At 74.2% G+C, this 26366-nt stretch carries 24 protein-coding genes; 13 read left to right on the top strand and 11 right to left on the bottom strand.

Annotation, left to right across the window (positions count from 1 at the left end):
* Window positions 1-48: 48 nt before the first annotated feature.
* Entirely contained in the window at window positions 49-2295 is a 2247-nt protein-coding gene (locus AB3388_RS02635; protein WP_495409199.1) for a helicase C-terminal domain-containing protein, read from the top strand.
* Window positions 2296-2301: 6 nt separating this feature from the next.
* Here the strand turns inward: AB3388_RS02635 and AB3388_RS02630 are convergent, their stop codons facing one another.
* The 3 genes from AB3388_RS02630 to AB3388_RS02620 form a co-directional block, all read right to left on the bottom strand.
* Window positions 2302-2802 (bottom strand): GNAT family N-acetyltransferase, encoded by a 501-nt coding sequence (locus tag AB3388_RS02630; RefSeq protein ID WP_495409198.1) that lies wholly within the window; start codon window positions 2800-2802, stop codon window positions 2302-2304.
* Window positions 2803-2845: 43 nt separating this feature from the next.
* Entirely contained in the window at window positions 2846-3631 is a 786-nt protein-coding gene (locus tag AB3388_RS02625) for a sulfite exporter TauE/SafE family protein (protein WP_495409197.1), read from the bottom strand.
* Between the two features lie 529 nt (window positions 3632-4160).
* Window positions 4161-4703 (bottom strand): GNAT family N-acetyltransferase, encoded by a 543-nt coding sequence (locus tag AB3388_RS02620; protein WP_495409196.1) that lies wholly within the window; start codon window positions 4701-4703, stop codon window positions 4161-4163.
* 101 nt (window positions 4704-4804) lie between these two features.
* Between AB3388_RS02620 and AB3388_RS02615 the strand changes: the two genes are divergently transcribed.
* From AB3388_RS02615 to AB3388_RS02595, 5 genes are all read left to right on the top strand, one after another.
* Complete coding sequence (locus tag AB3388_RS02615; RefSeq protein ID WP_495409195.1) at window positions 4805-5353, top strand: dihydrofolate reductase family protein; 549 nt, start codon at window positions 4805-4807, stop codon at window positions 5351-5353.
* Window positions 5350-5718, top strand: a complete 369-nt coding sequence (locus AB3388_RS02610) for a nuclear transport factor 2 family protein (protein ID WP_495409194.1) — start codon at window positions 5350-5352, stop codon at window positions 5716-5718. Before AB3388_RS02615 ends, AB3388_RS02610 begins: the two co-directional genes overlap by 4 nt.
* Before the next feature lie 101 nt (window positions 5719-5819).
* On the top strand, window positions 5820-7505 hold the full coding sequence (locus tag AB3388_RS02605) for a DNA repair helicase XPB (protein WP_495409193.1): 1686 nt from the start codon (window positions 5820-5822) through the stop codon (window positions 7503-7505).
* 257 nt (window positions 7506-7762) lie between these two features.
* Entirely contained in the window at window positions 7763-9550 is a 1788-nt protein-coding gene (locus AB3388_RS02600) for a DEAD/DEAH box helicase (RefSeq protein ID WP_495409192.1), read from the top strand.
* A gap of 142 nt (window positions 9551-9692) precedes the next feature.
* Window positions 9693-10034, top strand: a complete 342-nt coding sequence (locus AB3388_RS02595; RefSeq protein ID WP_495409191.1) for a PspC domain-containing protein — start codon at window positions 9693-9695, stop codon at window positions 10032-10034.
* Between the two features lie 15 nt (window positions 10035-10049).
* Here the strand turns inward: AB3388_RS02595 and AB3388_RS02590 are convergent, their stop codons facing one another.
* Window positions 10050-13046: a helix-turn-helix transcriptional regulator gene (locus tag AB3388_RS02590; RefSeq protein ID WP_495409190.1), complete on the bottom strand. Its 2997-nt coding sequence runs from the start codon at window positions 13044-13046 to the stop codon at window positions 10050-10052.
* A 62-nt stretch (window positions 13047-13108) separates the two neighbouring features.
* Complete coding sequence (locus AB3388_RS02585) at window positions 13109-13231, bottom strand: hypothetical protein (RefSeq protein WP_495409189.1); 123 nt, start codon at window positions 13229-13231, stop codon at window positions 13109-13111.
* 274 nt (window positions 13232-13505) lie between these two features.
* On the opposite strand from AB3388_RS02585, the gene AB3388_RS02580 reads away from it, so the two are divergent.
* The gene (locus tag AB3388_RS02580) at window positions 13506-13757 is read left to right on the top strand and encodes a DUF6458 family protein (protein ID WP_495409188.1); all 252 of its coding nucleotides are present in this window, start codon (window positions 13506-13508) and stop codon (window positions 13755-13757) included.
* 66 nt (window positions 13758-13823) lie between these two features.
* On the opposite strand, the gene AB3388_RS02575 is transcribed toward AB3388_RS02580, so the two are convergent.
* The gene (locus AB3388_RS02575) at window positions 13824-15125 is read right to left on the bottom strand and encodes an MFS transporter (protein ID WP_495409187.1); all 1302 of its coding nucleotides are present in this window, start codon (window positions 15123-15125) and stop codon (window positions 13824-13826) included.
* A 352-nt stretch (window positions 15126-15477) separates the two neighbouring features.
* Window positions 15478-16272, bottom strand: coding sequence for a phospholipid scramblase-related protein (locus AB3388_RS02570; protein WP_495409186.1), 795 nt, complete (start codon window positions 16270-16272; stop codon window positions 15478-15480).
* Window positions 16273-16354: 82 nt separating this feature from the next.
* Between AB3388_RS02570 and AB3388_RS02565 the strand changes: the two genes are divergently transcribed.
* Together AB3388_RS02565 and AB3388_RS02560 are read left to right on the top strand one after the other, a co-directional pair.
* Entirely contained in the window at window positions 16355-17620 is a 1266-nt protein-coding gene (locus tag AB3388_RS02565) for an ArgE/DapE family deacylase (RefSeq protein WP_495409185.1), read from the top strand.
* Entirely contained in the window at window positions 17617-18273 is a 657-nt protein-coding gene (locus tag AB3388_RS02560; protein WP_495409184.1) for an HD domain-containing protein, read from the top strand. Before AB3388_RS02565 ends, AB3388_RS02560 begins: the two co-directional genes overlap by 4 nt.
* On the opposite strand, the gene AB3388_RS02555 is transcribed toward AB3388_RS02560, so the two are convergent.
* Window positions 18212-18490 (bottom strand): DUF4031 domain-containing protein, encoded by a 279-nt coding sequence (locus AB3388_RS02555; RefSeq protein ID WP_495409183.1) that lies wholly within the window; start codon window positions 18488-18490, stop codon window positions 18212-18214. The genes AB3388_RS02560 and AB3388_RS02555 overlap by 62 nt on opposite strands.
* Before the next feature lie 76 nt (window positions 18491-18566).
* Between AB3388_RS02555 and AB3388_RS02550 the strand changes: the two genes are divergently transcribed.
* Window positions 18567-19580 carry a Gfo/Idh/MocA family protein gene (locus AB3388_RS02550; protein WP_495409182.1) on the top strand — a complete coding sequence of 338 codons (1014 nt, stop codon included), beginning with the start codon at window positions 18567-18569 and terminating at the stop codon, window positions 19578-19580.
* Window positions 19581-19691: 111 nt separating this feature from the next.
* Window positions 19692-20363, top strand: coding sequence for a hypothetical protein (locus AB3388_RS02545; RefSeq protein ID WP_495409181.1), 672 nt, complete (start codon window positions 19692-19694; stop codon window positions 20361-20363).
* A 27-nt stretch (window positions 20364-20390) separates the two neighbouring features.
* Here AB3388_RS02545 and AB3388_RS02540 read toward each other — a convergent pair whose 3' ends face one another.
* Window positions 20391-21182, bottom strand: coding sequence for a DUF72 domain-containing protein (locus AB3388_RS02540; RefSeq protein WP_495409180.1), 792 nt, complete (start codon window positions 21180-21182; stop codon window positions 20391-20393).
* A gap of 328 nt (window positions 21183-21510) precedes the next feature.
* On the opposite strand from AB3388_RS02540, the gene AB3388_RS02535 reads away from it, so the two are divergent.
* Together AB3388_RS02535 and AB3388_RS02530 are read left to right on the top strand one after the other, a co-directional pair.
* Window positions 21511-23463, top strand: coding sequence for a hypothetical protein (locus AB3388_RS02535; RefSeq protein ID WP_495409179.1), 1953 nt, complete (start codon window positions 21511-21513; stop codon window positions 23461-23463).
* Window positions 23464-23594: 131 nt separating this feature from the next.
* Window positions 23595-23948 (top strand): VOC family protein, encoded by a 354-nt coding sequence (locus tag AB3388_RS02530; RefSeq protein ID WP_495409178.1) that lies wholly within the window; start codon window positions 23595-23597, stop codon window positions 23946-23948.
* Window positions 23949-24143: 195 nt separating this feature from the next.
* Here AB3388_RS02530 and groL read toward each other — a convergent pair whose 3' ends face one another.
* Together groL and AB3388_RS02520 are read right to left on the bottom strand one after the other, a co-directional pair.
* Window positions 24144-25772 carry a chaperonin GroEL gene (groL, locus tag AB3388_RS02525; protein ID WP_495409177.1) on the bottom strand — a complete coding sequence of 543 codons (1629 nt, stop codon included), beginning with the start codon at window positions 25770-25772 and terminating at the stop codon, window positions 24144-24146.
* A 283-nt stretch (window positions 25773-26055) separates the two neighbouring features.
* Window positions 26056-26256 (bottom strand): cold-shock protein, encoded by a 201-nt coding sequence (locus AB3388_RS02520; RefSeq protein ID WP_091109274.1) that lies wholly within the window; start codon window positions 26254-26256, stop codon window positions 26056-26058.
* Window positions 26257-26366 lie beyond the last annotated feature (110 nt).

The following is a 26366-nucleotide window of genomic DNA, read 5'->3' as shown; positions in this document are numbered from 1 at the left end:
CCGGGCGGCCCGGGGCGGCGCGGGGGACGACGACGTAGCGTGGACCGGATGTCCGCCGACGGCCCCGCCACGCTCGCCGCCTGGCTGCGCACCCGCAGCGACGAGCAGCTCTCGGCGCTGCTGGCCGCACGGCCCGACGTGGCCCGCCCCGCGCCGAGCGACGTCGTGGCGCTGGCCAGCCGCCTCGCCGTCCCCGTGTCGGTCGACCGCGCGCTCGACGAGCTGGACGCCGCCACGCTGCAGGTGCTCGACGTCGTCCTGCTGGCGCCCACCGACGGCGTGCCCGCCGACGAGCTGCCGGCCCGGCTGCCGGAGGTGCCCGACGACGTCCTCGAGGCGGCGGTGACGCGACTGACCGACGGCGCGCTGCTCTGGGGGGACGACGTCCTGCGGGCACCCGAGCCGGTGCGCCGCGCCGTCCGCTACCCGGCCGGGCTGGGCCGGCCCGCGACCGAGATGCGCCTGGTGCTGCCCGCGGACCTGCCGAAGGCGCTCGGCGAGCTGCCGGCCGACGAGCGGGCGGTGCTCGAGCGGCTGGCCGGCGACCGCCCGGTCGGCCACCTGCCGGACAGCCCCGGCAACGGGCAGGCGACCCCGGCCCGGCGGCTGCTGCAGCGCGGGCTGCTGGCCCGCATCGACGCCCTCAACGTCGAGCTGCCGCGGGAGATCGGCCTGGCCCTGCGCGGCCCGCGGCCGTACGGACCGCCGCGGCTGCGCCCGGAGCCGGCCGTCGTCACCCGCGACCCCGCGGTGGTCGACCGGTCGGCCGCCGGTGCGGCCCTGGAGACGATCGGCCGCATCGGTGAGCTGCTCACCGCCCTCGAGGAGGAGCCGGCCGGGCTGCTGCGCAGCGGCGGGCTCGGGGTCCGCGACCAGAAGCGGCTGGCCCGGACGCTGAAGGTCAGCGAGCCCGACGCGGGCTGGCTGCTGGAGCTGGCGCACGTCGCCGGGCTGCTCGACGTCGGCGGACCGCACCGCGACGAGTGGCTGCCCACCCGCGGCTACGACCTGTGGCGTGAGCTGGACCTGCCGGCCCGCTGGGCGGCACTGGCCGCCGGCTGGCTGACCAGCATCCGGCTGCCGTCGCTGGTCGGGCAGCGGGACATGGCCGGCAAGGCGGTCAACGCGCTCTCCCCCGACCTGGTGCGGCACACCGCCCCCGCGATCCGCCGTCCGACCCTGGCCGTCCTGGCCGAGTACCCGCCCGGGTCGGGGCTGGCGCCGGAGGACCTGGTGGAGCTGCTGCGCTGGCGGACCCCGCGGCGCGGCGACCGGCTGGCCCCGGTGCCCGACATGCTCACCGAGGCGGCCCGGCTGGGCGTCGTCGTGGGCGGCGTGCTCTCCACCGCCGGCCGCGGGCTGCTCAGCGACGGGGAGGACGGCGCGGCCGACGGCATGCGCGGCCGGCTGCCCGACCCGGTCGACCACGTGCTGGCCCAGCCGGACCTGTCCCTGGTCGCGCCCGGGCCGCTGGTGGCCGACCTCGCCGACACCCTCTCCGTGGTCGCCGACGTGGAGTCCTCCGGCGGCGCGACGGTGTTCCGGGTCTCGGAGTCGAGCGTGCGCCGGGCGCTGGACGCCGGGTGGTCGGCCGGCGACCTGCACGAGTTCTTCGCCCGCGCCTCGCGGACGCCGGTGCCGCAGTCTCTGGACTACCTCATCGACGACGTCGCCCGCCAGCACGGCCGGCTGCGGGTGGGCGCGATCGAGTGCTACGTGCGCTCCGACGACACGGGGCTGCTGTCGCAGGTGCTCAACGACCGGCGGACGGCGGCGGCCGAGCTGCGCCGCCTCGCGCCGGGGGTGCTGATCAGCCCGCTCGGCGCCGACGAGGTGCTGACGGTGCTGCGCGAGGCGGGCTACGCGCCGGCCGGGGAGTCCCCGGGTGGCGCCGTCCTGACCCGGCCCCCGGGCCGGCCGCGCGCGGCGGGCCGGCGCACCGGCACGGAGGCGCTCGCCGTCGGCCGCCCGCTGACGCCGGACGAACTGGCCACCACCGTGCGGGAGATCCGGGCCGGCGACGCCGCCCTGTCGGCCCGGCGCAGCGAGGCGGTGCGGCAGGTGCCCGGCGTGACCACGGCCGGCACCCTCGAACTGCTCTCCCGGGCCGTCCGCGAGGGCCGGCCGGTGTGGCTGGGCTACGTCGACGCGCAGGGCAGCGGCAGCCAGCGGGTGATCCGGCCGGTGTCGCTGGCCGGCGGCTTCCTGCAGGGGTTCGACGAGCGGCGCGGCGAGGCCCGCACCTTCGCCGTCCACCGGATCACCTCGGTGGCCCTGGTGGACGAGGACGCCTGAACTCCGCTACGGATCCAGGCGGCGGACCCGCCACACCACGCCGAGCGCGGGGTCGCCCGTCGGGCTCGGTTCGATGCGCTCCACGGGGAAGCCCTCGCGCTCGTAGAACGCGCCCGCGCGTTCGTTGGCGGCGAAGTGCTCGACGTAGAGCCGATCGACGTCCGCGGGGAGCTGGCCGATGAGGGCATCGAGCAGTCGCGGGCCCAGTCGTCGGCCGCGGTGCCGCGGGTGGAGGTAGAGCTTCCAGACCACGTGGTCGGGCCCGTAGTGGCCGCGCTGTCCCACGCCGACCACCTGCCCGTCGACCTCGGCGACCACCACCAGGCCTTCGGCCACCGCCGCGCCGACGTGGTCCTCGTTCCACCAGGTGCGGACCTGTGCCTCCGCGGCCGCCGCGCCGATCAGCGGCGCGTAGTGCGGCCCGACGTGCGCCTCGCCGAACCGGCAGATGGCCGCGACGTCGTCGTCCTCGGCGTCCCGCACGACCGGTTCGACTCCCGACGCCATCACACGCTCCCTCGGCGACCTCGGCCGATCTCTGACCAGCGCCTCATCGGGTCAGCAGCACCGCCAGGGCGACCAGCCCGAGGACCACGATCGCCGAGCGGAGGACCGCGGGCGGCAGGCGCCGGCCGAACCGGGCGCCGGTGTAGCCGCCCAGGATCGCGCCGCCCGCGACCAGCGCGGCCGCCTGCCAGTCCACGCGGTCGGTCGCCACCAGCACGTACGCGGCGGCGGCGACCGCGTTCACCGCGGTGGTCAGCACGTTCTTCACGGCGTTGAGCCGCTGCAGGGACTCCCGCAGGAGCAGGCCGAAGATGCCGATCTGCAGCACGCCCTGGCTGGCGGCGAAGTAGCCGCCGTACGTGCCGGTCGCGTAGGCCCCGGCCAGCAGGGCGGCCAGCCGGCCGGGACCGATCCTGGGCTCGCCGCCGTCGTCGCCGGCCCCCCGGCGCCGCGCCAGCGCCCGCTGCACCGCCGGCTGGACGGCGACCAGCACCACCGCCAGGCCGACGAGCACCGGCACGATCGCCTCGAAGGCCGACGCCGGGAGGTGCAGGAGGAGGAACGCGCCGGTCAGCGCCCCGAGCACCGACGCGGGCAGGAGCCGGACCAGCAGGCGCCGCTGCCCGCGGAGCTCGCGGCGGTAGCCGATCGCCCCGGTCAGGTTGCCCGGCACGAGGCCGAGCGAGTTGCTGACGGTCGCGGTCACCGGCGGCAGGCCCACGGCCAGCAGCACCGGGAAGGTGACCAGGGTGCCCGAGCCGACGACGGCGTTGATCCCGCCGGCGGCGAACCCGGCCGCCGCCACCGCCACCATCTGCCAGCCGGTCATGCGTCCATCGCGAAGCAGCCTCGCACAGCAGCCCGCCTCGTCTTCCGACCGCACCGACCTGCTCGTGGACTGCCCGGCATGCGGCTGACCGTCCGAGGCCGGGACGCTCGTTCGCCCACCCTCTCCGTGGTGGCCGACGTGGAGCTCGGCCGCGAGCCGCGAGACGGCGCACCGGCTCCGAGGCGCTCGCCGTCGGCCGCCCGCTGACGCCGGACGAGCTGGCCGGCGGCTTCCTGCAGGGGTTCGACGAGCGGCGCGGCGAGGGCCGCAGCTTCGCCGTCCACCGGACCACCTCGGTCGCCCTCGTCGACGAAGACGACGAGCTGCCGGCGGGCCACCACGGCTGTCAGCGCGGCCGGGCCGGCCACGCCGAGGATCGCCGTGCGCGGCTGGCCGGCAACGCGGCGCCGTCACGGCCGTCGGGCTGGACTGGGCCGACGACCCGGTCGTGCTGCTCGCCCCCAACGACCCGGCCGAGGCGGAGCGGTCGCTCGGCCGGTTCCCGGCGGACACCGCCACCCTGCTCGTGCTACGGGCGACCACCCGGATCGTTCCGGATGAGCTCGCCGTCACGGGCTGGGATGACGGGCCCTCGGGGCTCCAAGCGCATGAGGATCCGCGGGAACCCGCCCGCGACGGCGTCGGTGTCGGCCGCCTTGGTGAACCCGGCCTTCTCGAACAAGCTCCGGGTACCGACGAAGGCCATGGTCAGGTCGACCTTCCTGCCCTGGTCGTCGACCGGGTAGCCCTCCACGGCCGGGGCGCCGTTGGAGGCGGCGTAGCCGGCCGCTCCCCGGACCAGCTCGTGCGCGATGCCCCGGCCACGGTGACCCGGGCGCACGCGGACGCACCAGATCGACCACACGGGCAGGTCGTCGACGTGCGGGATCTTCGTCGAGCGCTCGAACGGCAGCTCCGACCGCGGCGCGACCGCCGCCCAGCCGACCACCTCGCCGTCGTCGTACCCGAGCACGCCGGGCGCCACCGGCCGGCAGGTGAGCTCGCGGACGTACTCGCCGCGCGCCGGCCCGACGAGTGCGCGGTTCGTCCGCGACTCGATCCCGATGGCCACCGGGGCAAGGTAGCGGAGGTCTCGGAACGGCTCCGATGAGAACCGCGGTCGGGCATCGTCTCCTCCACGACACCGTTTCCGGCAAGCGAGGAGCACCCACAGTGGGAGCCATCAAGGTGCACGAGTTCACCACCGTCGACGGGGTGGTCGACGTCCCGATGTGGACGGCCGACTACGGGTTCCCCGACGACCTGTCGGCCTCGATCGGTGCACTCACCGGCTCGTCGAAGGGCATCCTGCTCGGCCGCCGCACCTTCGAGATGTTCGCGCCGGCCTGGTCGACCCGGACCGTGGAGGACGACCCGGGCGCGTCCTTCTTCAACGACACCACGAAGTACGTGGTGTCCTCCACGCTGTCCGACGCCGAGGGCGTCTGGCGGAACTCGACAGTGGTCGGCTACGACGTCGACCGCCTGCGGGCGCTCAAGGACGAGGCCGGGGACCTGTACGTGAGCGGCAGTGCCACGCTGGTGCGGTCGCTGGTCGCCGACGGGCTGCTCGACGAGCTGCATCTGTACGTCTACCCCGTGGCGGTCGGGTCGGGGATCCGACTGTTCCCGGACGTCGGTCCGAAGACTCCGCTATCCCTGCTGGAGGTCGACCGGCTGAGCAACGGCGTGGCGCACCTGGTCTACGGTCCGGCGGCGTGAGCGACCCCTTCTCCGCCTTCCGGTCGGCCGTCGAGGCCGGCGAGATCGACGCCGCCGTCGCGCTGTTCGCCGAGGACGTCGTCTTCCACTCGCCCGTGGTGCACCCGCCCTATGTCGGGCGCGAGCCGTTGCGCGCCATCCTGCGCGCGGTCACCACGGTGTTCGAGGACTTCCGATACACCGCCTCGTACGGCGGGGACGACGGACACGTCCTGCGGTTCACCGCGCGGGTGGGCGAGCGGGATCTGGAGGGCGTGGACATCCTGCGGGCCTCCGACGGGGTGCTCACCGAGCTCACGGTGATGGTGCGGCCGTACTCCGCCGCTACCGCCCTGCGGGAACGCATGGCCGCCCTGCTGCAGTAGCGGCGCGGGCGGAAGGACCTGTCCGCGGGCGGCGTTACCTTGGGTGATCCGGCGCTCCCCTGCGCCCTCCCCCTTCCGGTCTGCCCCAGAGAGGCTTGCGCGTGTCAGACGGCCCGCTGATCGTCCAGTCGGACAAGACCCTGCTGCTCGAGGTCGACCACCCGCTGGCCCGCGAGTGCCGGGCGGCGATCGCCCCGTTCGCGGAGCTGGAGCGCTCCCCCGAGCACGTTCACACGTACCGGGTGACGCCGCTGGCGCTGTGGAACGCCCGCGCCGCCGGGCACGACGCCGAGCAGGTGGTCGACGCCCTCGTGCGCTACTCCCGCTACCCGGTGCCGCACGCGCTGCTGGTCGACGTCGCCGACACGATGGACCGCTTCGGCCGGCTCAGCCTGGCCAACAACCCGGTGCACGGCCTGGTGCTCACCACGTCCGACCGGGCGGTGCTGGAGGAGGTCATCCGCTCCAAGCGGGTCGCGCCGATGCTCGGGGTGCGCATCGACGAGGACACCGTCGTCGTCCACCCCTCGGAGCGCGGGCGGCTGAAGCAGGCGCTGCTGAAGATCGGCTGGCCGGCCGAGGACCTCGCCGGCTACGTCGACGGGCAGGCGCACCCGATCGAGCTGGACCAGACCGGCTGGCACCTGCGCGACTACCAGCAGGAGGCGGTCGAGGGCTTCTGGTCCGGCGGCTCCGGCGTCGTCGTCCTGCCGTGCGGTGCGGGCAAGACGCTGGTCGGCGCGGCGGCGATGGCCGAGGCGAAGGCGACCACGCTGATCCTGGTGACCAACACCGTCGCCGGCCGGCAGTGGAAGCGCGAGCTGATCGCCCGGACCTCGCTGACCGAGGAGGAGATCGGCGAGTACTCCGGCGAGCGCAAGGAGATCCGCCCGGTCACCATCGCGACCTACCAGGTGATGACCACCCGCCGGAAGGGCGAGTACCGGCACCTGGACCTGTTCGACGCGCAGGACTGGGGCCTGATCGTCTACGACGAGGTGCACCTGCTTCCGGCGCCGATCTTCCGGCTGACCGCCGACCTGCAGTCCCGGCGCCGGCTCGGGCTCACCGCCACCCTGGTGCGCGAGGACGGCCGCGAGGACGACGTCTTCTCCCTCATCGGGCCCAAGCGCTACGACGCGCCGTGGAAGGACATCGAGTCGCAGGGCTACATCGCCCCGGCCGAGTGCATCGAGGTCCGGGTCAGCCTGGACGACGACGAGCGGATGACCTACGCCGTCGCCGAGCCCGAGGAGCGCTACCGGATCGCGGCCACCGCGACGTCGAAGATGCCGGTGATCCGCCGGATCCTCGACCGCCACCCCGAGGAGCAGAAGCTGGTCATCGGCGCCTACCTCGACCAGCTCGAGGAGCTGGGCACCGCCCTCGACTGCCCGGTGATCCAGGGCTCGACCACCAACCGCGAGCGGGAGAAGCTGTTCGACCTTTTCCGCTCGGGCGAGCTGCGCACGCTGGTGGTGTCGAAGGTGGCGAACTTCTCGATCGACCTGCCGGAGGCGGCCGTCGCCGTCCAGGTGTCGGGGACGTTCGGCTCGCGCCAGGAGGAGGCGCAGCGGCTGGGCCGGGTGCTGCGGCCCAAGGCCGACGGCCGGCAGGCGCACTTCTACACCGTGGTCAGCCGCGACACCCTCGACGCCGAGTACGCCGCCCACCGGCAGCGCTTCCTCGCCGAGCAGGGCTACGCGTACACGATCGTCGACGCCGCCGACCTGGCCGGCCTGGGCGAGGTCAACGGCCCCGACTGGACCGACGAGCCCGCCGACTGAGCGGTCCCCGCGACGCTCGTGCGCTGCTTGCTGCGGTCAGCAGCGCACGAGCGTGCCGGGTGGGGACGGCGAGACCGGCGGGGCGTGACGGGGCGGTCCGGCACGGACGTGGGAATTGCCACACGCATTCGTCCGGGCTGAGGAAAACCGCAGGTCACGAGCGTGACCGAACGTCCCCATAGCCGACCCGGGCATGGCACGCCCGACCGCGGGCGGTTGGGCGTGTTGCTCCGGCGCCCCGCAGAATGGCTCCCGTCATGGGGAGTGCAGCACGAGCGGAGGCCTTCGGCCCGCAGACCACCAGCCGACCGCTCCGGGCCTGGCAGCAGGCCGCGCTCGAGCAGTACGAGGAGCACTCCCCCAAGGACTTCCTGGTCACCGCGACCCCGGGCGCCGGCAAGACGACGTTCGCGCTCACCCTGGCCGCCCGGCTGCTCTCCCGGCGCGAGGTCGCCCGGGTGATCGTGGTCTGCCCCACCGACCACCTGCGGCTGCAGTGGGCCGAGGCCGCCGACCGGATGGGCATCGTCCTCGACCCCAACCTCACCAACGCCGTCGGCCCGGTACGCGCCGGCACCCAGGGTTACGTGACCACCTACGCGCAGGTCGCCGGCAAGCCGATGCTGCACGCCGCGCGCGCCACCGCGGTCAAGACGCTGGTGATCCTCGACGAGGTGCACCACGCGGGTGACGGTCTGTCCTGGGGTGAGGCGGTCGAGGAGGCCTACGGCTTCGCCGCGCGCCGGCTGTGTCTGACCGGGACGCCGTTCCGCACGAAGCCCGACGAGCGCATCCCCTTCGTCCGCTACGAGGAGGACACCTTCGAGGGCGACGACGGCGAGGGCGGCGTCGGGCTGGTCAGCCGCGCCGACTACACCTACGGCTACAAGGAGGCGCTGGCCGACAACGTCGTCCGCCCGGTCGTCTTCGCCGCCTACACCGGCACCTCGCGCTGGCGGAACTCCGCCGGTGAGGTGGTCGCCGCCTCGCTCTCGGAGGCCGGCACCCGCTCGGTGGAGATGGCCGCCTGGCGAACGGCGCTGGACCCCAAGGGCCAGTGGGTGGCGCACGTGATCGCGGCGATGGACGACCGGATCACCCACCTGCGCGAGAACGGCATGCCCGACGCCGCCGGGCTGATCCTGGCCAGTGACCAGGACGACGCCCGCGCCTACGCGCGCATCGCCAAGCGGATCACCGGCAAGCCGCCGGAGCTGATCCTCTCCGACGACCCCAAGGCGTCGAAGAAGATCGAGCGGTTCGCCACCGGCTCGGCACGGATCGCGGTCTGCGTGCGCATGATCTCCGAGGGCGTCGACGTCCCGCGGGCCGCCGTCCTGGCCTGGATGACCTCCTACCGGACGCCGCTGTTCTTCGCGCAGGCCGTCGGCCGCGTCGTCCGCTCCCGGGCGGCGCACGAGACGGCGACGGTCTTCCTGCCGGCCGTCCGGCCGCTGTTGTCGCTGGCCGCCTCCATGGAGGAGCAGCGCAACCACGTCATGCCGCCGCCCAGGAGCCAGCCGGAGGAGGAGCTGGAGGCGCTGGACCTGCCGCCGCGGGAGCCGAAGGAGGGCGGCGCCAAGGAGTGGGAGGCCCTCGAGGCCGACGCCCGCTTCGCCCACGTGCTGCACAGCGGGACCGCGCACACCGGCGACGGCGCGGCCGTCGCACCGCTGGTGGCCGAGGAGGAGGAGTTCCTCGGCATCCCCGGCCTGCTCACGCCGGAGCAGACCGCATCCCTGCTGGCCAAGCGGGACGACGAGCTGCGGCTGCGGGTCGAGGCCGCCCGCCGGCTCGCCGACGACGACAACTTCATGATCGTCGAGGACCACCCGGAGGAGGACGACGCCGGCCGGTCCTGGCGGGACGCCGCCGAGCTGCGCCGGGAGATCAACCGGCTGGTGAGCCGGGTGTCGGCGAAGACGTCGACCCCGCACGCGGTGGTGCACACGCAACTGCGCCAGTCGGTGCCCGGGCCGCCGTCGGCCTCCGCGTCGGTCGACGTGCTGCGCGCCCGCCGCGAACGCCTCCGCACCATGTTGTGACCGGTGCTTGTGCTCTGCCCGGCATGCTGGGCAGAGCACAAGCACCCCCGGCAGACAGGGGCCACCCGGAGCGGCAGAACCAGGGACGGATCCGGGCGTTCCCCGATGCCGCGAGGCCGCCGCAACGACGACGCTTCTGGTCATGACAGCGATCCCCCCGGCCGTGGACCACCAGCCGACCGCCGAGCAGCCCCCGCCCGCCCCGACCCCGCGCCCGCAGCTGCGCCGCAGCAGCTCCGAGAAGATGCTCGGCGGTGTCTGCGGCGGCCTGGCCGAGTACAGCGGCGTCGACCCGCTGCTGTGGCGGGTCGGCTTCATCGGCCTCACCGTCGCCGGAGGCGCCGGCATCCTGATCTACCTGCTCCTGTGGGTGCTCATGCCGAGCGGACCCGCGGGCCCCGACGACCGCACCAACGTGCTCGACGAGTGGGTCGCGCGCCTGCACGACAAGCTCACCGGCAACCGGACGACGCCCGGCCGCTGAGCCCCGGCGGCCGGCTCAGGCCGGCGGCAGCAGCCCGCGCTGCGCGGCGATGGCCACCGCCTCGGTGCGGCCGCCGGCGTCGAGCTTGGCCAGGATGTTGCTCACGTGCACGCTGGCGGTCTTCTCGCTGATGAACAGCGCGGCGCCGATCTGGCGGTTGGTGCGCCCCTGCGCCAGCAGCGCCAGCACCTCGGCCTCCCGCGGCGTGAAGACCGCCGCCGGATCGACGGCGCGGCCGGCACCGGGCAGCCCCAGCTCCAGCCGGCCGCGGCGGGCGAGCCCCTCGACGCCCGAGCGGAGCGGGGCCGCCCCCAGCCGGACGGCGACCTCGTGCGCGGCCCGGAGCTCGGCCCCGGCGGCCTCGCGGTCGTCGGCGCCGAGCAGCGCCTCGGCCAGCCGCCAGCGTGAGCGGGCCTCCTCGTAGACGTGGCCGAGCCCGGCGAAGGCGTCGACCACCGCCTGCCACGCCTCGACCCCCGGCTTCCCGGTCAGCCGGGCCTCCTCCGCGGCGACCCGGAGCTGCCACGCCCGGCCCTCCGGCCCCACCAGGAAGCCGGCGGCGGTGTATGCGTCCACGGCCTCGGCGGCCAGGGCGCCCAGCCGTTCCCCGTCGGCCACCCGGCGATCGGCCGCGGCGGTGTCGCGGACCAGCCGGGCCGCCGCGGCGGCGTCGGCCGCGGCACCGAGCGCCATCGCGACCAGTCGGACGGCGGCCATCCGGTCGACCTTCCACAGCTCGGCCAGCCGCAGCACCGCCTCCTCGGTTCGCCGCACCGCCGTCTCGGCGTCCCCGGCCCACCCGGCGAGGTCGATCTCGGCAGCGGCCAGCGAGATCATCAGCATGACCTGGGTGCCGAGCCGCCCGCTCAGTGTCCGGGCCCACGCGATCCGGGCCTCGGTCGCGGGATCGCCCCGGCCGACCTGCACGAGCAGCCCGGCGGCGCGCACGTGGGCCGCCATCTCCGGCACGCGGGCCAGCTGGTCGGCGGCGGCCAGGCTGAGGTCCCAGTCGCCCGTCATGTAGCCGGCCACGACCTGCAGGTGCCGCAGCTCGGCGGCGTAGAACGACCACTCGACCCCGACGGCGCAGGCCCGCTCCACGGCCGCGGTGCTGCGCCGCAGGGTGTCGGCCAGGTCGCCGCCCTCGTAGGCGACGATCGCCTGGTTGAACAGCACCCGCATCTCGACGTCGAGGTCACCGGACCTTCGGGCGCGGGTCAGCGCCTCGGCGAGGCGGGCCTGCACCGCCGCGTAGTCGGCCTCGTCGCGGAAGCGCACCACCGACACCGCGGTGTCGGCCCACGCGCTGTCCAGGCCGAGGGCGTCGGCGGCCGCCAGCGCCTCCTCCGCGGCGGCGTCGGCCTCCGGCCCGCGGTCGACGTAGTAGGCGGCCCGGGCGTGCGTCGCGGCGGCCCAGGTCCGCTCCGGGCTGGGCGGCTCGGCGGGGACGAGCGCCATGGCCGCACTGCTCTCGCGGTAGGCGCCGGTGTGGTCGTCGACCCAGATCAGCGCCTGGGCGAACGTGTAGTGCACCCGCGCGCGGACCAGCGGGTCGCCGTCAGGGCCGAGCGTGTCGCGCGCGGCACGCAGGAGCGCGATGCCGCGGCTCAGGTCGCCGCCGGCCCGCGCCGCGGCGGCGGTCTCGATCAGCAGCGCGATCTGGCTCCGCCCGGCGCGCTCGGCGGCGTCCGGGACGGCGGACCAGAGGGCCAGCGCCGCCTCCAGCTGCTGCAGCTGCTCGGCCGGCGCCCCGGCCCGCTGCGCCTCTGCCGCCGCTTCCAGCGAGGCGGTCAGGGCGCCGGGCAGGTCGTTGCTCTCGCGGGCGTGGTGGGCACGCTCGGCCGCGGTGCCGGCGGACGGGTTCGCGGTCAGGTAGGCGGCCACGGCCGCGTGCAGCCGCACCCGTTCGCCGGGCAGCAGGTCGGCGAGCACGGCCTCGCGCAGCAGCGCGTGCCGGAAGCGGTAGCGGCCGCCGTCGGAGACCACGAGCAGGTGGTGGTGCACCGCCTCGGCCAGCGCGCCCTCCAGCTCGCCGGTGCCCAGCCCGCTGACGGCGGCCACGAGCTCGTGCCGCACCCGCCGGCCGGCCACCGCGGCGACCCGCAGCACCTGCTGCGCGGCCGGGCTGAGCAGCTCGACCCGGGCCAGCAGGACGTCGGTCAGGCCGAGGGGCAGGGTCTCCCCCTCCAGCCCCGCGGCCAGCAGCTCCTCGGCGTAGAACGCATTGCCCTCGGCGCGCGCGACGACGTCGTCGACGGCCGCCGAGTCGGCGCAGCCGGCCTCCGCGGCCAGCCGGCGCACGAGCTCCTCGACCGCCCCGTCGGGCAGCGGGGCGAGCTCCAGCCGCTCCACGCCGGGCAGCCGGACCAGCTCGGCCAGCAGCGGGCGCAGGGGGTGCCGGCGGTGCAGGTCGTCGGAGCGGTAGGAGGCGACGATCGCCACCCGCTCGTCGACCAGTCGGGCGAGCAGGTAGCGGAGCAGGTCGCGGCTGGACCGGTCGGCCCAGTGCAGGTCCTCCAGGACGACGAGCAGCGGGGCCGCCGCGGCCAGCTCCCCGAGGAGCGCCGCGACCGACTCGAACAGCTGCAGCCGGCCGTCGTCGACCGCCGGGCGCAGGCTGCGGTGCGGGATGCCGCGCCCGAAGTCCCCCGCGTCGGCGGACTCGGCGGAGACCACGCCCGGCCGGCCGGCCAGCAGGTCGGTCGGCGCGGGCAGGCCGGACGCCGCCGGCGCGAGCTCGGGGTCGGCGGCGACCGGCCGCAGCAGGTCGACGAACGGCAGGTAGGGCAGGCCGACGTCGCCCAGGTCCACGCAGTGCCCGGTGAGGACGCGGACGCCCCGCTCACCGGCGCGGGCGGCCAGCTCGTCGAGCAGCCGGGTCTTGCCGACACCGGCGTCGCCGGCCAGCAGGACGGCGGAGGGACGCCCGGCCGCGGCCCGGTCGACGTGCGCCAGCAGGTGGTCGAGCTCCTCGGCCCGGCCCACCAGAGGTCCGTCGTCCCATCGCGGCACGTCGAAGATCGTGGCACGACCTGCCGACAGGACGAGCCCCGCCAGGGGCTCGGCGACGGCGGTCAGAGCGACGGCCGGCGGCGAGGCAGCCAGCGGCGGCCGCGAGGTCGGCTGCCCGCCGCCTGGAGCAGCTCGCGGCGGTAGGCGAGTTCCGCCTCGAGGGCCGGGTTGCTGTAGTTCGACATCGTCTTCTCCTTCTCCGCTTCGGACGAGGAGAAGATTCGTGCTGAGGGGTGGCCCCCGGCATCGGTCGACCGGGCAGTCCTCGGCGACGCGGACCGGCTGAGTGCGCCTAAGGGGCCTCAGACGCCGGCTCGCGGTCACCCGTCCGGGTGTACCGCGCGTCCGCTCCGATTGGCCCTGGGTGCCGGGGGCATCCGCCGCTCCAGCGGCGACCGCCGCCGGTCCCGGCTGCCCGGGAACTGGACTGCGCCAGGGACCGCCACGAAGGGAGTCAGCATGCGACTCGGCACTGCGATCGTCCTGCTCGCGCTCGGAGCGATCCTGACATTCGCGCTGCGCGTCGACGTCAGCGGCATCGACCTGCAGGTCGTCGGGTGGATCCTCATGATCGCCGGAGCCCTGGGCATCGTCCTCGAGCTCGCCGTCTGGGGGCCTCGTCAGCGCCGGCGGGTCACCCGCACCGACGCCTACGGGCAGCCGCCCGCGGGCGGTCCGGTCCAGCGCACCACCACCGACGAGACGTACTGAGCGACCGGCACGGCACGACCGCCCCGTCCCCCGGGACGGGGCGGTCGTGCATCCGGGCGAGGAGTGTCAGCGCAGCTCGGTGCCGTTCGTCTCCCGCATGGTCAGGATGACGGAGAACGTGATGGCGGCGGCGATGGCGACGTACCAGAAGAACCACAGCGGGTGCCCGGCGTCGGACAGCCAGGTGATCACCAGCGGCGCGGTGCCGCCGAAGGTGGCGACCGTGAGGTTGTACCAGGCGCCGATGCCGGTGGCGCGCAGCTCGGTCGGGAACAGCTCGCTCATGATCGCCGGGGCCAGCGAGGCCATCAGGGCGTAGAGCCCGAGACCGGTGCAGAAGACGACGATCAGCGACAGCAGGTTGTCCCGGACGAGGAACGACAGCGGCACGATGAGCACCGCCATCGCACCGGACCAGACGAGCAGCTGGGGCTTGCGCCCGAACCGGTCGGAGAGCTTCCCGAACGGGTAGCACAGCGCGACGAACAGCGCCGTGCCGATCGAGAGCGCGACGAAGACGTCGGTCTTGTCGGCGTCCCGGAAGGAGATCGCGAAGGGCGTCAGCGCGCTGAAGAACGTGTAGTACGACAGCGTGTTGAGCAGCGTGAGGGCGACCAGCTGCAGCACGGCCTTCGGGTGGTGCTTGATCGTCTGCAGCAGCGGGTGCTTGGTCGCGCGGGCCTTCTCCGCGTTCTCCTCGAACTGCTCGGTCTCGGCCAGCGAGCGGCGCAGCCAGAGGCCGACCAGGCCGAGCAGGCCGCCGGCGAAGAACGCGATCCGCCAGCCGTAGCTCTCCAACTGGTCCTGGTCGAGCACGCTGGTCAGCAGCACGCCGAGCAGCGAAGCGGCCAGCAGCGACGAGCCCGTGGAGATGTAGAAGAACGAGGAATAGCGGCCGCGGTACTTCGGCGGCGCGATCTCACCCAGATAGGCCGACGCGTTGGAGACCTCGCCGCCCAGCGACATCCCCTGCGCGATGCGGGCGATCAGCAGCAGGATCGGCGCCAGCCAGCCGACCTGCTCGTACGTGGGCAGGATCGCGATGACCATCGACCCGCCGGCCATGAGCAGGATGGTCAGCAGCATCCCGGCCTTGCGGCCGCGCAGGTCGGCGAACCGGCCGAGCAGGATGCCGCCCAGCGGCCGGAAGAAGAAGGCCAGCGCATAGGTCGACGTCGCCCCGATCAGCGCCAGCGCCTCGTTCTCGGCCGGGAAGAACTGGCCGGCGAAGAAGACGACGAAGGTGGCGTAGACGGTCCAGTCGAACCACTCCACCGCGTTGCCGATGCTGGCCGAGACCAGCGTGCGTACAGGCAGCCGGTGCCGCTCGGTGTCGAGAGCTCGGCCCTGCCGGAGGGTGTCGGCCATGGTCGTCGGCCTTCCGTGGGGGGTGTCGGTTCCGTACGGAACTAACCCGGCCGAAGGCGTTGCACACACCAACGGCCCCGATTCCCTGCAGGGATCGGGGCCGTCCTGCCGTCGAGGCCCGGACCGGGTGCTGGCCGCCTCGCGGCGAGAAGCACAACGCGGCTCCAGCCCCCGACCGCGAGGCCGGGGCGGTATTCCGCGAAGGCGATAACCAATTGGCACCCGGGGGCACAGATCACCCGGTCCGGACGTCTTCGACCATACCCCGCTTGCGGCCACCGGGCGGCCCCGCTGCAGGGCCCGCTGCAGGGCCCGCCGCGAGCCTGCGAGCGGTGGGGGGCAGCGGGTCCTGCTAGTTGAAGCCGCGGTCGTCCTGTTTGAGCGCGGTGTCCACGGTGAGCGCCGAGGCGATGACCATGCTGGCCAGCGGCTCGGGCAGGCGGAAGTGCACGTGGACGACGTAGTTGTCGGCCGTCGTGAACAGCGTCCGGGCCACGCCCTCCCAGGTCTTCGTGATCCGCGCCACCTCGGTGCCGGCGGCGTCGATGATCGCGAAGTTCCACGCCCGCCAGTTCTCCGCCTGGATGGCGCCGACCAGCTGGCCGCCCGCCACCAGGTCGAAGCGGATCTTGCCGAACACGTTGGCCTGCACGATCTCGCCGACCGGCGAGCCGTCCGGCCGGGTCACGACCACCCGTGACTTGACCAGCTTGGCGGGGCGGGTCAGGACCAGCACCACGCCGCTCGCGTCCCGGACCTCGAGGCGGTGGGTCAGGAACTGGTCGAAGTCGGACACGAAGCGCAGCGCCTTCTTGATCGCGCTCTGGCCGACCTGGACCACCGCGCCGATCTGCTGCCCCTGCGCGTCGTACACCGCGTACTCGTTGGTCAGCTCGATCAGCTTGGTCCGCTGGCTGACCACGATCACCGGCTGCTCGTAGAGCGAGGCGCCCGAGTGCGCGACCGCCTGCTGGACGACGCCCGGTTGCGCGGCGGGCGAGTGGGACGGCGTCTGCTGCGGAGGCGGCGGGGGCGGAGCGGCGGGCGCCTGGACGTGCTCGGTCCAGCCCTGCCCGTTCCACCACCGGCTCCCTCCGCTGCCGGCGGGATCGGGGTACCAGCCCGGCGGGGGCGGCGGCTGCGTCACGGGCGCCACGCTAACCCGGCCGGGCGGGCGGCCGGGTCCGCACCGCCGCGGCCCGTCCGGTGGCCGTGCCACACTCCGCGCCGTGGCGGACCTGACGACGGCGGAGCAGCGGGCGCTCGACGCCGTCGACGAGGACTGGCTGGTCGACCGGCTGCGGCGGCTGGTCGCCGTCCCCTCGGTGGGCGGGACCGCCGCCGAGAGCGAGGCGCAGCACCTCGTCGGCGACTGGCTCGAGGAGCTCGGCTGCGACGTCGACCGCTGGCCGATCGACCTCGCCGCGGCCGCGACCGAGCCGGACGCTCCCGGGCAGGAGGTCGTGCGCACCGAGGCGTGGGGCGTCGTCGGCACCACGCAGGCGGACGGCGTCCCGGCGCTGGTCCTCGCCGGGCACACCGACGTCGTCCCGGCCGGGGACCGGGCGCTGTGGCCCGGCGACCCGTTCGACCCGCGGGTGGACCGCGCCGCCGTGCACGGGCGCGGCTCGTGCGACATGAAGGCCGGCGTCATCGCATCGCTGGGCGCGCTGGCCGCCGTCCGGACGGCGGGGCTGCGGCTGGCCCGGCCGGTCGCCGTGCACAGCGTGATCGGCGAGGAGGACGGCGGCCTCGGGGCGTGGGCGACGCTGCGCCGGGGGCACGGGGGCGAGGCCTGCGTGATCCCCGAGCCGACGGCCGGCGCGCTGGTGACGGCGAACGCCGGCGCGCTGACCTTCCGGCTGGAGGTGACCGGGCGCGCGGCGCACGCGGCCTACCGCGACGAGGGCGTGAGCGCGGTCGAGCTGTTCGCCGAGCTGCACGCCGAGCTCCGGGCGCTGGAGGCCGAGCGCCAGGTGGGCGCCGACCCGCGGTTCGGCGGCACCCGTCTCCCCTACGCGCTGTCGATCGGCAAGGTGTCGGCCGGCGACTGGGCGAGCTCGGTGCCCGACCGGCTGGTCGCCGAGGGCCGCTACGGCGTCGTCGTCGGGGAGCCGGTCGAGACCGCCCGCCGCACGTTCGAGCAGCGGGTCGCCGCGTTCTGCTCGGCGCACCCCTGGCTGGCCGAGCACCCGGTGCGCCTGACCTGGACCGGCGGCAGCTTCGCCAGCGGCCAGCTGCCCGCCGGGCATCCGCTGGCCGGCGACGTCCGGCGCGCGGTCCGGGACGCCGGCGCCTGCGACCCGGAGGAGAAGGCCATCTCCGCCGGAAGCGACCTGCGCCAGTACGCCGCGGCGGGCATCCCGACGCTGCACTACGGGCCGGGCGACCTGCGGCTGGCGCACGGACCGGACGAGCGGGTGCCGGTGGCCGACCTGGTCACGGTCGCCCGGGCGCTCGCGCTGCTGGCCGTGCGGACGGCGGGCGTGCGATGACCGTCCGGTTCGAGGACTGGGCGGCGCTGGCCGGGGACTCCCCCACCTCCCGCACCGAGTGGGCCGCTCTGGTCGAGGCCTGGAGCGAGCCGCACCGCCGCTACCACGACCTCGCGCACCTCGCGGCGGTGCTCGGCATCGTCGGGGAGCTGGCCGGGGCCGCGGCCGACCCCGACGCCGTCCGGCTGGCCGCCTGGTACCACGACGCCGTCTACGACCCGCAGCGCGATGACAACGAGCAGGTCAGCGCCGTCCGGGCGCGCGCCGGGCTGCGCGGGCTGGTGGACGACGCACGGATCGCCGAGGTGGAGCGGCTGGTGCTGCTCACGGCGGGCCACGACCCCGAGCCGGGGGACGCGAACGGCGCGGTCCTCTGCGACGCCGACCTCGCCGTCCTGGCCAGCCCGCCGGAGGCCTACGCGACGTACGCCTCGGCGGTCCGCGAGGAGTACCGGCACCTGTCCGACGAGGTGTTCACGGCGGGCCGGGCCGCCGTCCTCGAGCGGCTGCTGGCCCTGCCGGCGCTCTACCGGCTGCCGGCCGTGGCCGACCAGTGGACGGCGCGGGCGCGGGCGAACCTGACCGCGGAGCTCACCCTGCTGAGGGCTCGTGGTTCTTCTTCCGCCGCAGACCCGCCGCCCGCAGCCGGCTGAGCAGCTCGCGGGCGCCGACCGCCTGCGCACCGGCGGCGACCGCCACCTCGTAGAGCTCCTCGGGGATGTCGTAGTGGTCGCCCTGGAACGCCCGGCGCGGGATGCCGAGCTCGGCCGCGACGAACGCGTGCAGCTCCTCGTAGGAGACGTCGCTGACCAGGTGCGACCACTTCCGGCCCCGCCACGGCCACACCGGGGGGTCGATCAGCAGCGCCACGCGGGTCAGTCTGCCGTGCACCGGAGTCCGGCGAGCGAGGAAACCCCGTACGTCGGCCTCCGCTAGCGTCCCTGCGGTGACCGAGGAGATCCGCTGGGGCGTCGTGGGGCCGGGCCGCATCGCCGAGCGGCTGGTGCAGGACTTCGCCGTCGTCGACGGGGCCCGGGCGGTGGCGGTGGCGTCCCGGTCGTCGGCTCGCGCGGAGGACTTCGCCCGCCGGCACGGCCTGGAGCGGGCGCACGGCTCCTACGCCGCGATCCTCGCCGACCCCGACGTCGACGTCCTCTACATCGCGACGCCGCACGCCCAGCACCACGCCATCGCGCTCGGCGCCCTGCGCGCGGGCAAGGCGCTGCTCGTGGAGAAGGCCTTCACGGCGACCCTGGCCGGCGCGCAGGAGGTCGTCGACGTCGCCCGCGAGACCGGCGTCTTCGTCATGGAGGCGATGTGGACCCGCTTCCAGCCGGCGATCGTGCGGCTGCGCGAGCTGATCGCGGACGGCGCGATCGGCGAGGTCCGCGCGGTGCAGGCCGACCTCGGCGTGATCCGCGAGTACGAGCCGAGCGACCGGCTGTTCGACCTGACGCTCGGCGGCGGCGCGCTGCTCGACCTGGGCGTCTACGTGGTGAGCTTCGCGCAGATGCTGCTCGGCGCCCCGGCCACGGTCACCGCCACCGGGTCGCGGTTCGACAGCGGCGTCGACGCGGAGGCCGCGCTGCTGCTCGGCTGGGACGACGGCCGCAGCGCCGCCCTCACCACGTCGCTGCGCTTCGGCATGCCGGGGCAGGCGCGGGTGTTCGGGACGGCGGGCTGGATCGACGTCCTCCCCCGCTTCCACCACCCGGACACGATCGTGCTGCACCGCACCGGCGCCGAGCCCGAGACGATCGCCCGGCCGCACGTCGGCGACGGGTACGCGCACGAGCTGGTCGAGGTGACCGAGTGCGTGCGCGCCGGGGCGAGCGAGAGCGCGGTGATGCCGCTGGCGGACACTCTCGCCGTCCAGGCGGTGCTGGATGAGGCCGCCGCCCAGCTGGGCGTGCGGCACGCGGAGGACGCGGAGGCCTTACCCACCCGAGCAGGGACTTAAGTCCTCAAACGTTCAAGTTGGGTGGGGTGGCGGCCGATAGACGTGAGGCCGGTCACCTCGGGCCGGTTTCCGTCATCGCCCCTCCGGGGCCGGCCGCACAGGAGTACCGACATGTTCCTGCTCGAGGGGCTCGCCGCTGTCGCGGCCAAGATCGCATCCGCCTCCACCGTCGCCCAGATCGCCACCGGCGTGGGCATCACCGTCGCCGGCGTGACCGGCGCCGGCGCCGCGGGGGTCCTGCCGGGCGCCGTCCAGGACGGCGTCGCCGGCGCCGTGGAGGCCGTCTCCCCGTTCGACCTGCCGGACTCCGCCGACGACCGCGTCACCGGCGTCGACGACCACGCGCAGGAAGCGGAGACCGACGACTCGGGCCGGGACGGCGTCGACGACGTCCCCGGTGCCGACCCGACCCAGGTCCCCGTCGTGTCGCCGCCTGCCGCGCCGAGCACATCGCACGAGACCGAGTCCGAGTCCGAGACCGAGCACGGGGTCGAGGTCGAGGCCGGTGACGACGACGGCATCCATCAGCACCGCGGCGGCCGCACCGAGGAGCCCACGACGGCCGTGCGCACGGACAACTCCGGACCGGGCAGCGTGAACAGCGGCCGCGACCACGCCGAGGACGACGACCGCGCCGGCGCGACCGCCCCCTCCACCGTGGACACCCCCGAGGTCGAGGACGAGAGCGACGACGACGGCGGACGCCACGGCGGCAACTCCGGCTCCGGTTCCGACGACCGGACCGACGACTCCTCCCGCCACGGCGGCGGGGACGACGACTGACGTCCGCCCCGGTCGGACGGCGACCCGCTACGCGGCGGCCCAGGCCAGGCCCGAGGCCTGCTCCGGCGTCGGCACGCGGGTCGTCCTCCGGCCGGTGGCGTGCACCGCCTCGGCGAAGGCGACGGCGTCGATGACCGCCGCCCCGCCGGGGTCGTTGTTGAAGTACACGACGACGTCCTCCTCGTCGGTCCAGGTCGCGGCCAGCCGCTCGGCCCAGAGCCGCAGCGTCTCCGGCCGGTAGCGCGGCCACGGGTCCGCGACGCCGGTGTGCAGCCGCAGGTAGGCCCAGTCGGCGGTGCGCCACAGCGGGACGATCGGCTGCTCCTCGCGGTCGGCCCAGCACAGCGCCGCCCCGTAGCGCTCGAGCAGCGCGCGGATCTCGTCGGTCCACCAGCTGTCGTGGCGGGGCTCGACGGCCACGCGCACGCCGGGCGGGAACCGGGACAGGCACTCGCGCAGCAGGTCGGCGTCGGCGCGCAGGGTGGGCGGCAACTGCAGCAGGATCACGTCGAGCTTGGCGCCCAGACCGACCGCCCGCTCCATCAGCCGCGCCACCGGCTCCTCCGGCTCGCGCAGCCGCTTGATGTGGGTCAGGTAACGACTGGCCTTGACCGCCCAGCGGAAGTCCGGCGTGGTGCGCTCGCGCCACTTCTCGAAGGTCGCGCGCTCCGGCAGCCGGTAGAAGGCGTTGTTGCTCTCGACGGTCGCGAAGTGCTGGGTGTAGTGCTCGAGCCACAGCCGCTGGGGCAGCCGCTGCGGGTAGAAGCGGCCGCGCCAGTCGCGGTACTGCCACCCCGACGTCCCGATCAGCACGGTCACCGCGCCCGCCTACCCCGGTGTCAAGCCCACGACGCACGGCGACCCGGGACATGCCCCACTTTGGGGTGAACGGGTCCCCCACGCAACGGCTGCCTGTGAGCGGCCTGATAGCGGACCGTGTCTCCGGGCCTCCTCACCCGAGCGGGGCACCTAGCGGCTCGACTGCGGAGAAATCATGACTACGACACGACCGAGCAAGTACGGCGGTCGCGGAGGGGGGACTGCGGCTGCAGCTCCCTCCGCGTCGCCACAATCCCCACGCGGCAAGCGGGCACGCCGCGTCCTCCTCGCCGGCGCCCTCGCGGCCGCCTCGGCCACGAGTTCCTTCGTGCTGGCATCCCCGGCCGAGGCGGCCCCACCGGCGTTCCCCAACAACGTCGTGGTCTTCCCCGACCGCGACTTCGTCAGCGTCGAGGGCTTCCAGAACCGGGTCGGCCAGACGGCCACGCTCGAGGTGATCCGAGGCACCCAGGTCGTCGGCTCGGCGCAGGCCGTCGTCGCCGCCGGCGACGTGGCCTTCGAGGTCAACCACCCCGGCGGCGCCTGCTGGGGCGCCGGCACCGACCTCAAGGTGACCCCGAACATCGTGGCCGGAGACAAGGTGCAGATCCGCTTCGGCACCACCGTCCTCGGGGACACCGTCGTCCAGGACACGGCCGTCAACGCCGACGCGGTCCGGAGCGGGAACACCGTCACCGTCCGGGGCTACCTCAACGACGGCGTCAACGCCGCCCAGGTCGAGCAGCGCATCATCAACGCCGACCTGAAGGACACCTCCGTCGGCCGCCGCGACGTGCGCGCGGTGCCGGGCACCACCACGGACACCGGCTATACCTCGACCCTTGCCATCGACGAGGCCGCCAACACCTTCACGGCGACGTACAACTTCACGGGCCCGGACGCCGCGACGGTCGCCGACCTGGTCGCCAACGCCGACCTCGGCGAGCGGATGATGTCCTGGCAGGTGCAGGACGCCGCCGGCAACCGGCAGGGCCTGACCATCGCCGAGTTCGGCGAGCTCGGTGGTCCGGGCCTGGGCGGCTGCCCGGCCGGCCCGGCCGACGCGGCCGCTCCGGCGGGCACCTACTCCGCGGTCAAGTCGACCACGGACCCGACGAAGACGACGGTCTCCTGGACCCCGGCGACCGCCGTGCCCGGCGCGCAGGCCGTGACCGGCTACAGCGTTCTGGCCATCGAGCCCTCGGCGACCGCCGGCGGCCCGCAGGCCCAGACGGGTATCCGCCTGGGTGCGACGGCCACGAACACCACGCTCACCCTCGACCCGGCGAAGCAGTACCAGATCGAGGTCCGCTCGATCGCCGGCGGGCGGATGAGCGAGCCGTTCGCGGGCGGTGCGACCGCCGGCGGGACGGCCGGTCAGGACGGCGTCGGCCCGACGCTGACGACGACCCCTGCCCTCAACGGCAACACGGTGGTCAACGCCGCGAGCGTCAGCGTGGCTGGCTCGACGGACATCTACTACACGACGGACGGTACTGCCGTCCTGTCCGGTGACGTGCCGTCTGCCACCGCCAAGGTGTACGCGGGTCCGATCCCGATCACCGCGGCCAACACGCGGGTCAACATCCTCGGGTACGACGCCGCTGGGGACTTCAGCACCCTCACCGGCCTGGTCTCGCCGGCGCCTGCTGCTGCGGCTGCGGTCCCGGCCGACCTGAGGGTCGAGAGCACCAGCCCCGCGGGTGCCGACGCCGCCAACCCCCAGGGCAAGGTGAACCTCAGCTGGACCGGGGTCCAGGACGCCACGGACTACCGCGTGCAGGCCTGGACCGTGGTCGGGACGGGCGCGAGCGCGGTCGCCACGCGCGCGCCGCAGTTCGACAAGACCGTGACCACGTCCACCGCCGAGATCACCAACCTGCCCAAGAACCCCGACGGGCAGCGGTACCGGTTCCGGGTCGCCTCCCGGACGCCGGCGGCCACCACGTACTCGGGCAACTCGGCTCCCGTGGACGCGACGGTCACGGGTGACGCGGTCACCATCGACCTGGCCGACTACAAGACCGGCACCCAGTTCCGGATCCGCGGCACCGCCACCATCGTGGGTGCCACGATCACCGTCCTCCGGTCGAACGCGGCGGGCACCGCGCCGACCACGACGGTCCTCGGAACCGCTCCGGTCACGGCCGCCGCTCCGCCTGCGGTCGGTGGCGAGTGGGAGCTGCGTCTGCTGGCTCCGCTGCCCACCAACCCGGGCAAGGTGTTCATCAAGTCCAGCGAGGGCGGTGTCGCCGGTCCGTTCGACGTCACGGTCTCGTGACCGCCTCCCGGCCGGTCCGACGCCCCCGCCAGGGCTGAACCCGGCCGGGAAGCACCACAACTGAACAGCACCGAGGGCCCGTCACCGACCGGTGGCGGGCCCTCGGCGTGGCCGTGTGCTGAGGTCGGGTCATGACTGCGCCCGCCCGCTTCAAGGACCTCTGCCTCGACGCCCGTGACCACCAGGCGCTGGCCGACTGGTGGTGCGCGGCGCTGGGCTACGTCCGCCGCGAGGCCGACCGGCCGGCGACCGACCCGGTGGCGATCGAGGACCCGACCGGCGCCGGACCGGCTATCTGGTTCAACGCGGTGCCCGAGCCGAAGACGGTCAAGAACCGGCTGCACTTCGACGTCGACGGGGACCGCGACGCACTGCTGTCCGCGGGCGCCACGCTGGTGCGCGCGCAGGACGACGACATCGGCCGGGACGTGCTCGCCGACCCCGAGGGCAACGAGTTCTGCTGCTTCGCGCCCGACGAGGGTTGAGCCGCGCGGCCGACCGTCTGACCGGGCCACGGCGCGGCTCCACGGCCGCCGGGGCGGCTCGAGCCGCGCCCCGGAACGCCGACAGGGGCGGCCCGCTCGAAAGCGGACCGCCCCCGAAGGTGACGTTCTGGAACGGCCCCCTCGCAGGGCCCCGGGATGCGCGAAGCGGATTCCGGGGAGCGAGGGGGTCCTTTCTCAGAAGTCCATGCCGCCCATGCCGCCGTCGCCACCCGGAGCGGCCGCGGCGGCCTTCTCCGGCTTGTCGGCGACGACGGCCTCGGTGGTGAGGAAGAGACCGGCGATCGACGCGGCGTTCTGCAGCGCCGAGCGGGTCACCTTGGCCGGGTCGATGATGCCGCTGGAGACCATGTCCACGTACTCGCCGGAGGCGGCGTTGAGGCCCCAGCCGGTGTCGGAGTTGCGGACCTTCTCCACCACGACGCCACCCTCGAGGCCGGCGTTGACGGCGATCTGCTTCAGCGGGGCCTCGAGCGCGACGCGCACGATGTTGGCACCCGTCGCCTCGTCACCCTCGAGCTCGAGCTTGTCGAACGCGACGGCCGTGGCCTGCGCCAGGGCGACGCCACCACCGGCGACGATGCCCTCCTCGACGGCGGCCTTGGCGTTGCGCACCGCGTCCTCGATGCGGTGCTTGCGCTCCTTGAGCTCGACCTCGGTCGCCGCGCCGGCCTTGATGACGGCGACGCCGCCGGCCAGCTTGGCGAGCCGCTCCTGCAGCTTCTCGCGGTCGTAGTCGGAGTCCGACTTCTCGATCTCGGCGCGGATCTGGTTGACGCGACCCTGGATCTGGTCGGCGTCACCCGCACCCTCGATGATCGTCGTCTCGTCCTTGGTGGTGACGAACTTGCGCGCGCGGCCGAGCAGCGACAGGTCGGCGTTCTCGAGCTTGAGACCGACCTCCTCGCTGATGACCTGGCCACCGGTCAGGATCGCGATGTCCTGCAGCATGGCCTTGCGGCGGTCGCCGAAGCCCGGGGCCTTGACGGCGACGGACTTGAAGGTGCCGCGGATCTTGTTCACGACCAGGGTCGCCAGGGCCTCGCCCTCGACGTCCTCGGCGATGATCGCGAGCGGCTTGCCCGACTGCATGACCTTCTCCAGCAGCGGGAGCAGGTCCTTGACCGAGCTGATCTTGCTGTTGACGACCAGGATGTACGGGTCGTCGAGCACGGTCTCCATGCGCTCGGGGTCGGTGACGAAATAGGCCGACAGGTGCCCCTTGTCGAAGCGCATGCCCTCGGTGAGCTCGAGCTCCAGGCCGAAGGTGTTGCTCTCCTCGACCGTGATCACGCCCTCCTTGCCGACCTTGTCCATCGCCTCGGCAATGAGCTCACCGATGGCGGTGTCGGCGGCGGAGATCGACGCGGTCGCGGCGATCTGCTCCTTGGTCTCGACGTCCTTGGCGGTCGAGAGCAGGTACTCGGTGACCGACTCGACGGCCTTCTCGATGCCCTTCTTCAGCGACATCGGGTTGGCGCCGGCGGCGACGTTGCGCAGGCCCTCGCGGACGAGCGCCTGGGCGAGCACGGTGGCGGTGGTGGTGCCGTCACCCGCGACGTCGTCGGTCTTCTTCGCGACCTCCTTGACCAGCTCGGCGCCGATCTTCTCCCAGGGGTCCTCGAGCTCGATCTCCTTGGCGATGCTCACACCATCGTTGGTGATGGTGGGCGCGCCCCACTTCTTCTCGAGGACGACGTTGCGGCCCTTCGGACCGAGGGTCACCTTGACGGCGTCGGCGAGGGTGTTCATGCCCCGCTCGAGGCCGCGGCGCGCCTCTTCCTCGAAGGCGATCATCTTGGCCATGTGGTGGTGTCCTCCATGCATGGATCGCTGCACGGCCGGGCCGGCGCCCGCGACGGACGACACCTGCCGGCGTGGGCGCTCCGATGGCCCACGGACCGGTGCCTCACCGTTCCGACCATGATTGGCACTCGGAGACCCCGAGTGCCAGAAACGAGTTTGGCACTCGACCCTGCCGAGTGCAAGGAGAGGGTCTGAGAGACGCCTGAGAGAGGGACTCGGCCGGCCGACGAAAGCAGCGAGGCCCGGCTCCCTGGTGGGAACCGGGCCTCGCTGTGAATCGGTCTCAGGCGGTACGGACGGCGTCCGCCTGCGGCCCCTTCTCGCCCTGGACGACCTCGAAGGTGACCCGCTGGCCCTCGTCGAGGCTCTTGTAGCCGTCCATCTGGATGGCGGAGTAGTGGACGAAGACGTCCTGGCCGCCGTCGACGGCGATGAAGCCGAAGCCCTTCTCGGCGTTGAACCACTTCACGGTGCCCTGTGCCACGTGTGCTCCCACGTTTCGTGCGTGCGGACGATCCCCCCTCCGTGGAGAGATCGGGTTACTCGCTCTTCCGCCCGCAGAACACGCGCGTGGAACTCGAACCGCGCGAGACG

Source organism: Geodermatophilus sp. SMS 5-13 (genome assembly GCF_059428245.1).
Note: the sequence above shows the minus strand (reverse complement) of the source record. Positions and strands in the feature narration are given on the sequence as shown.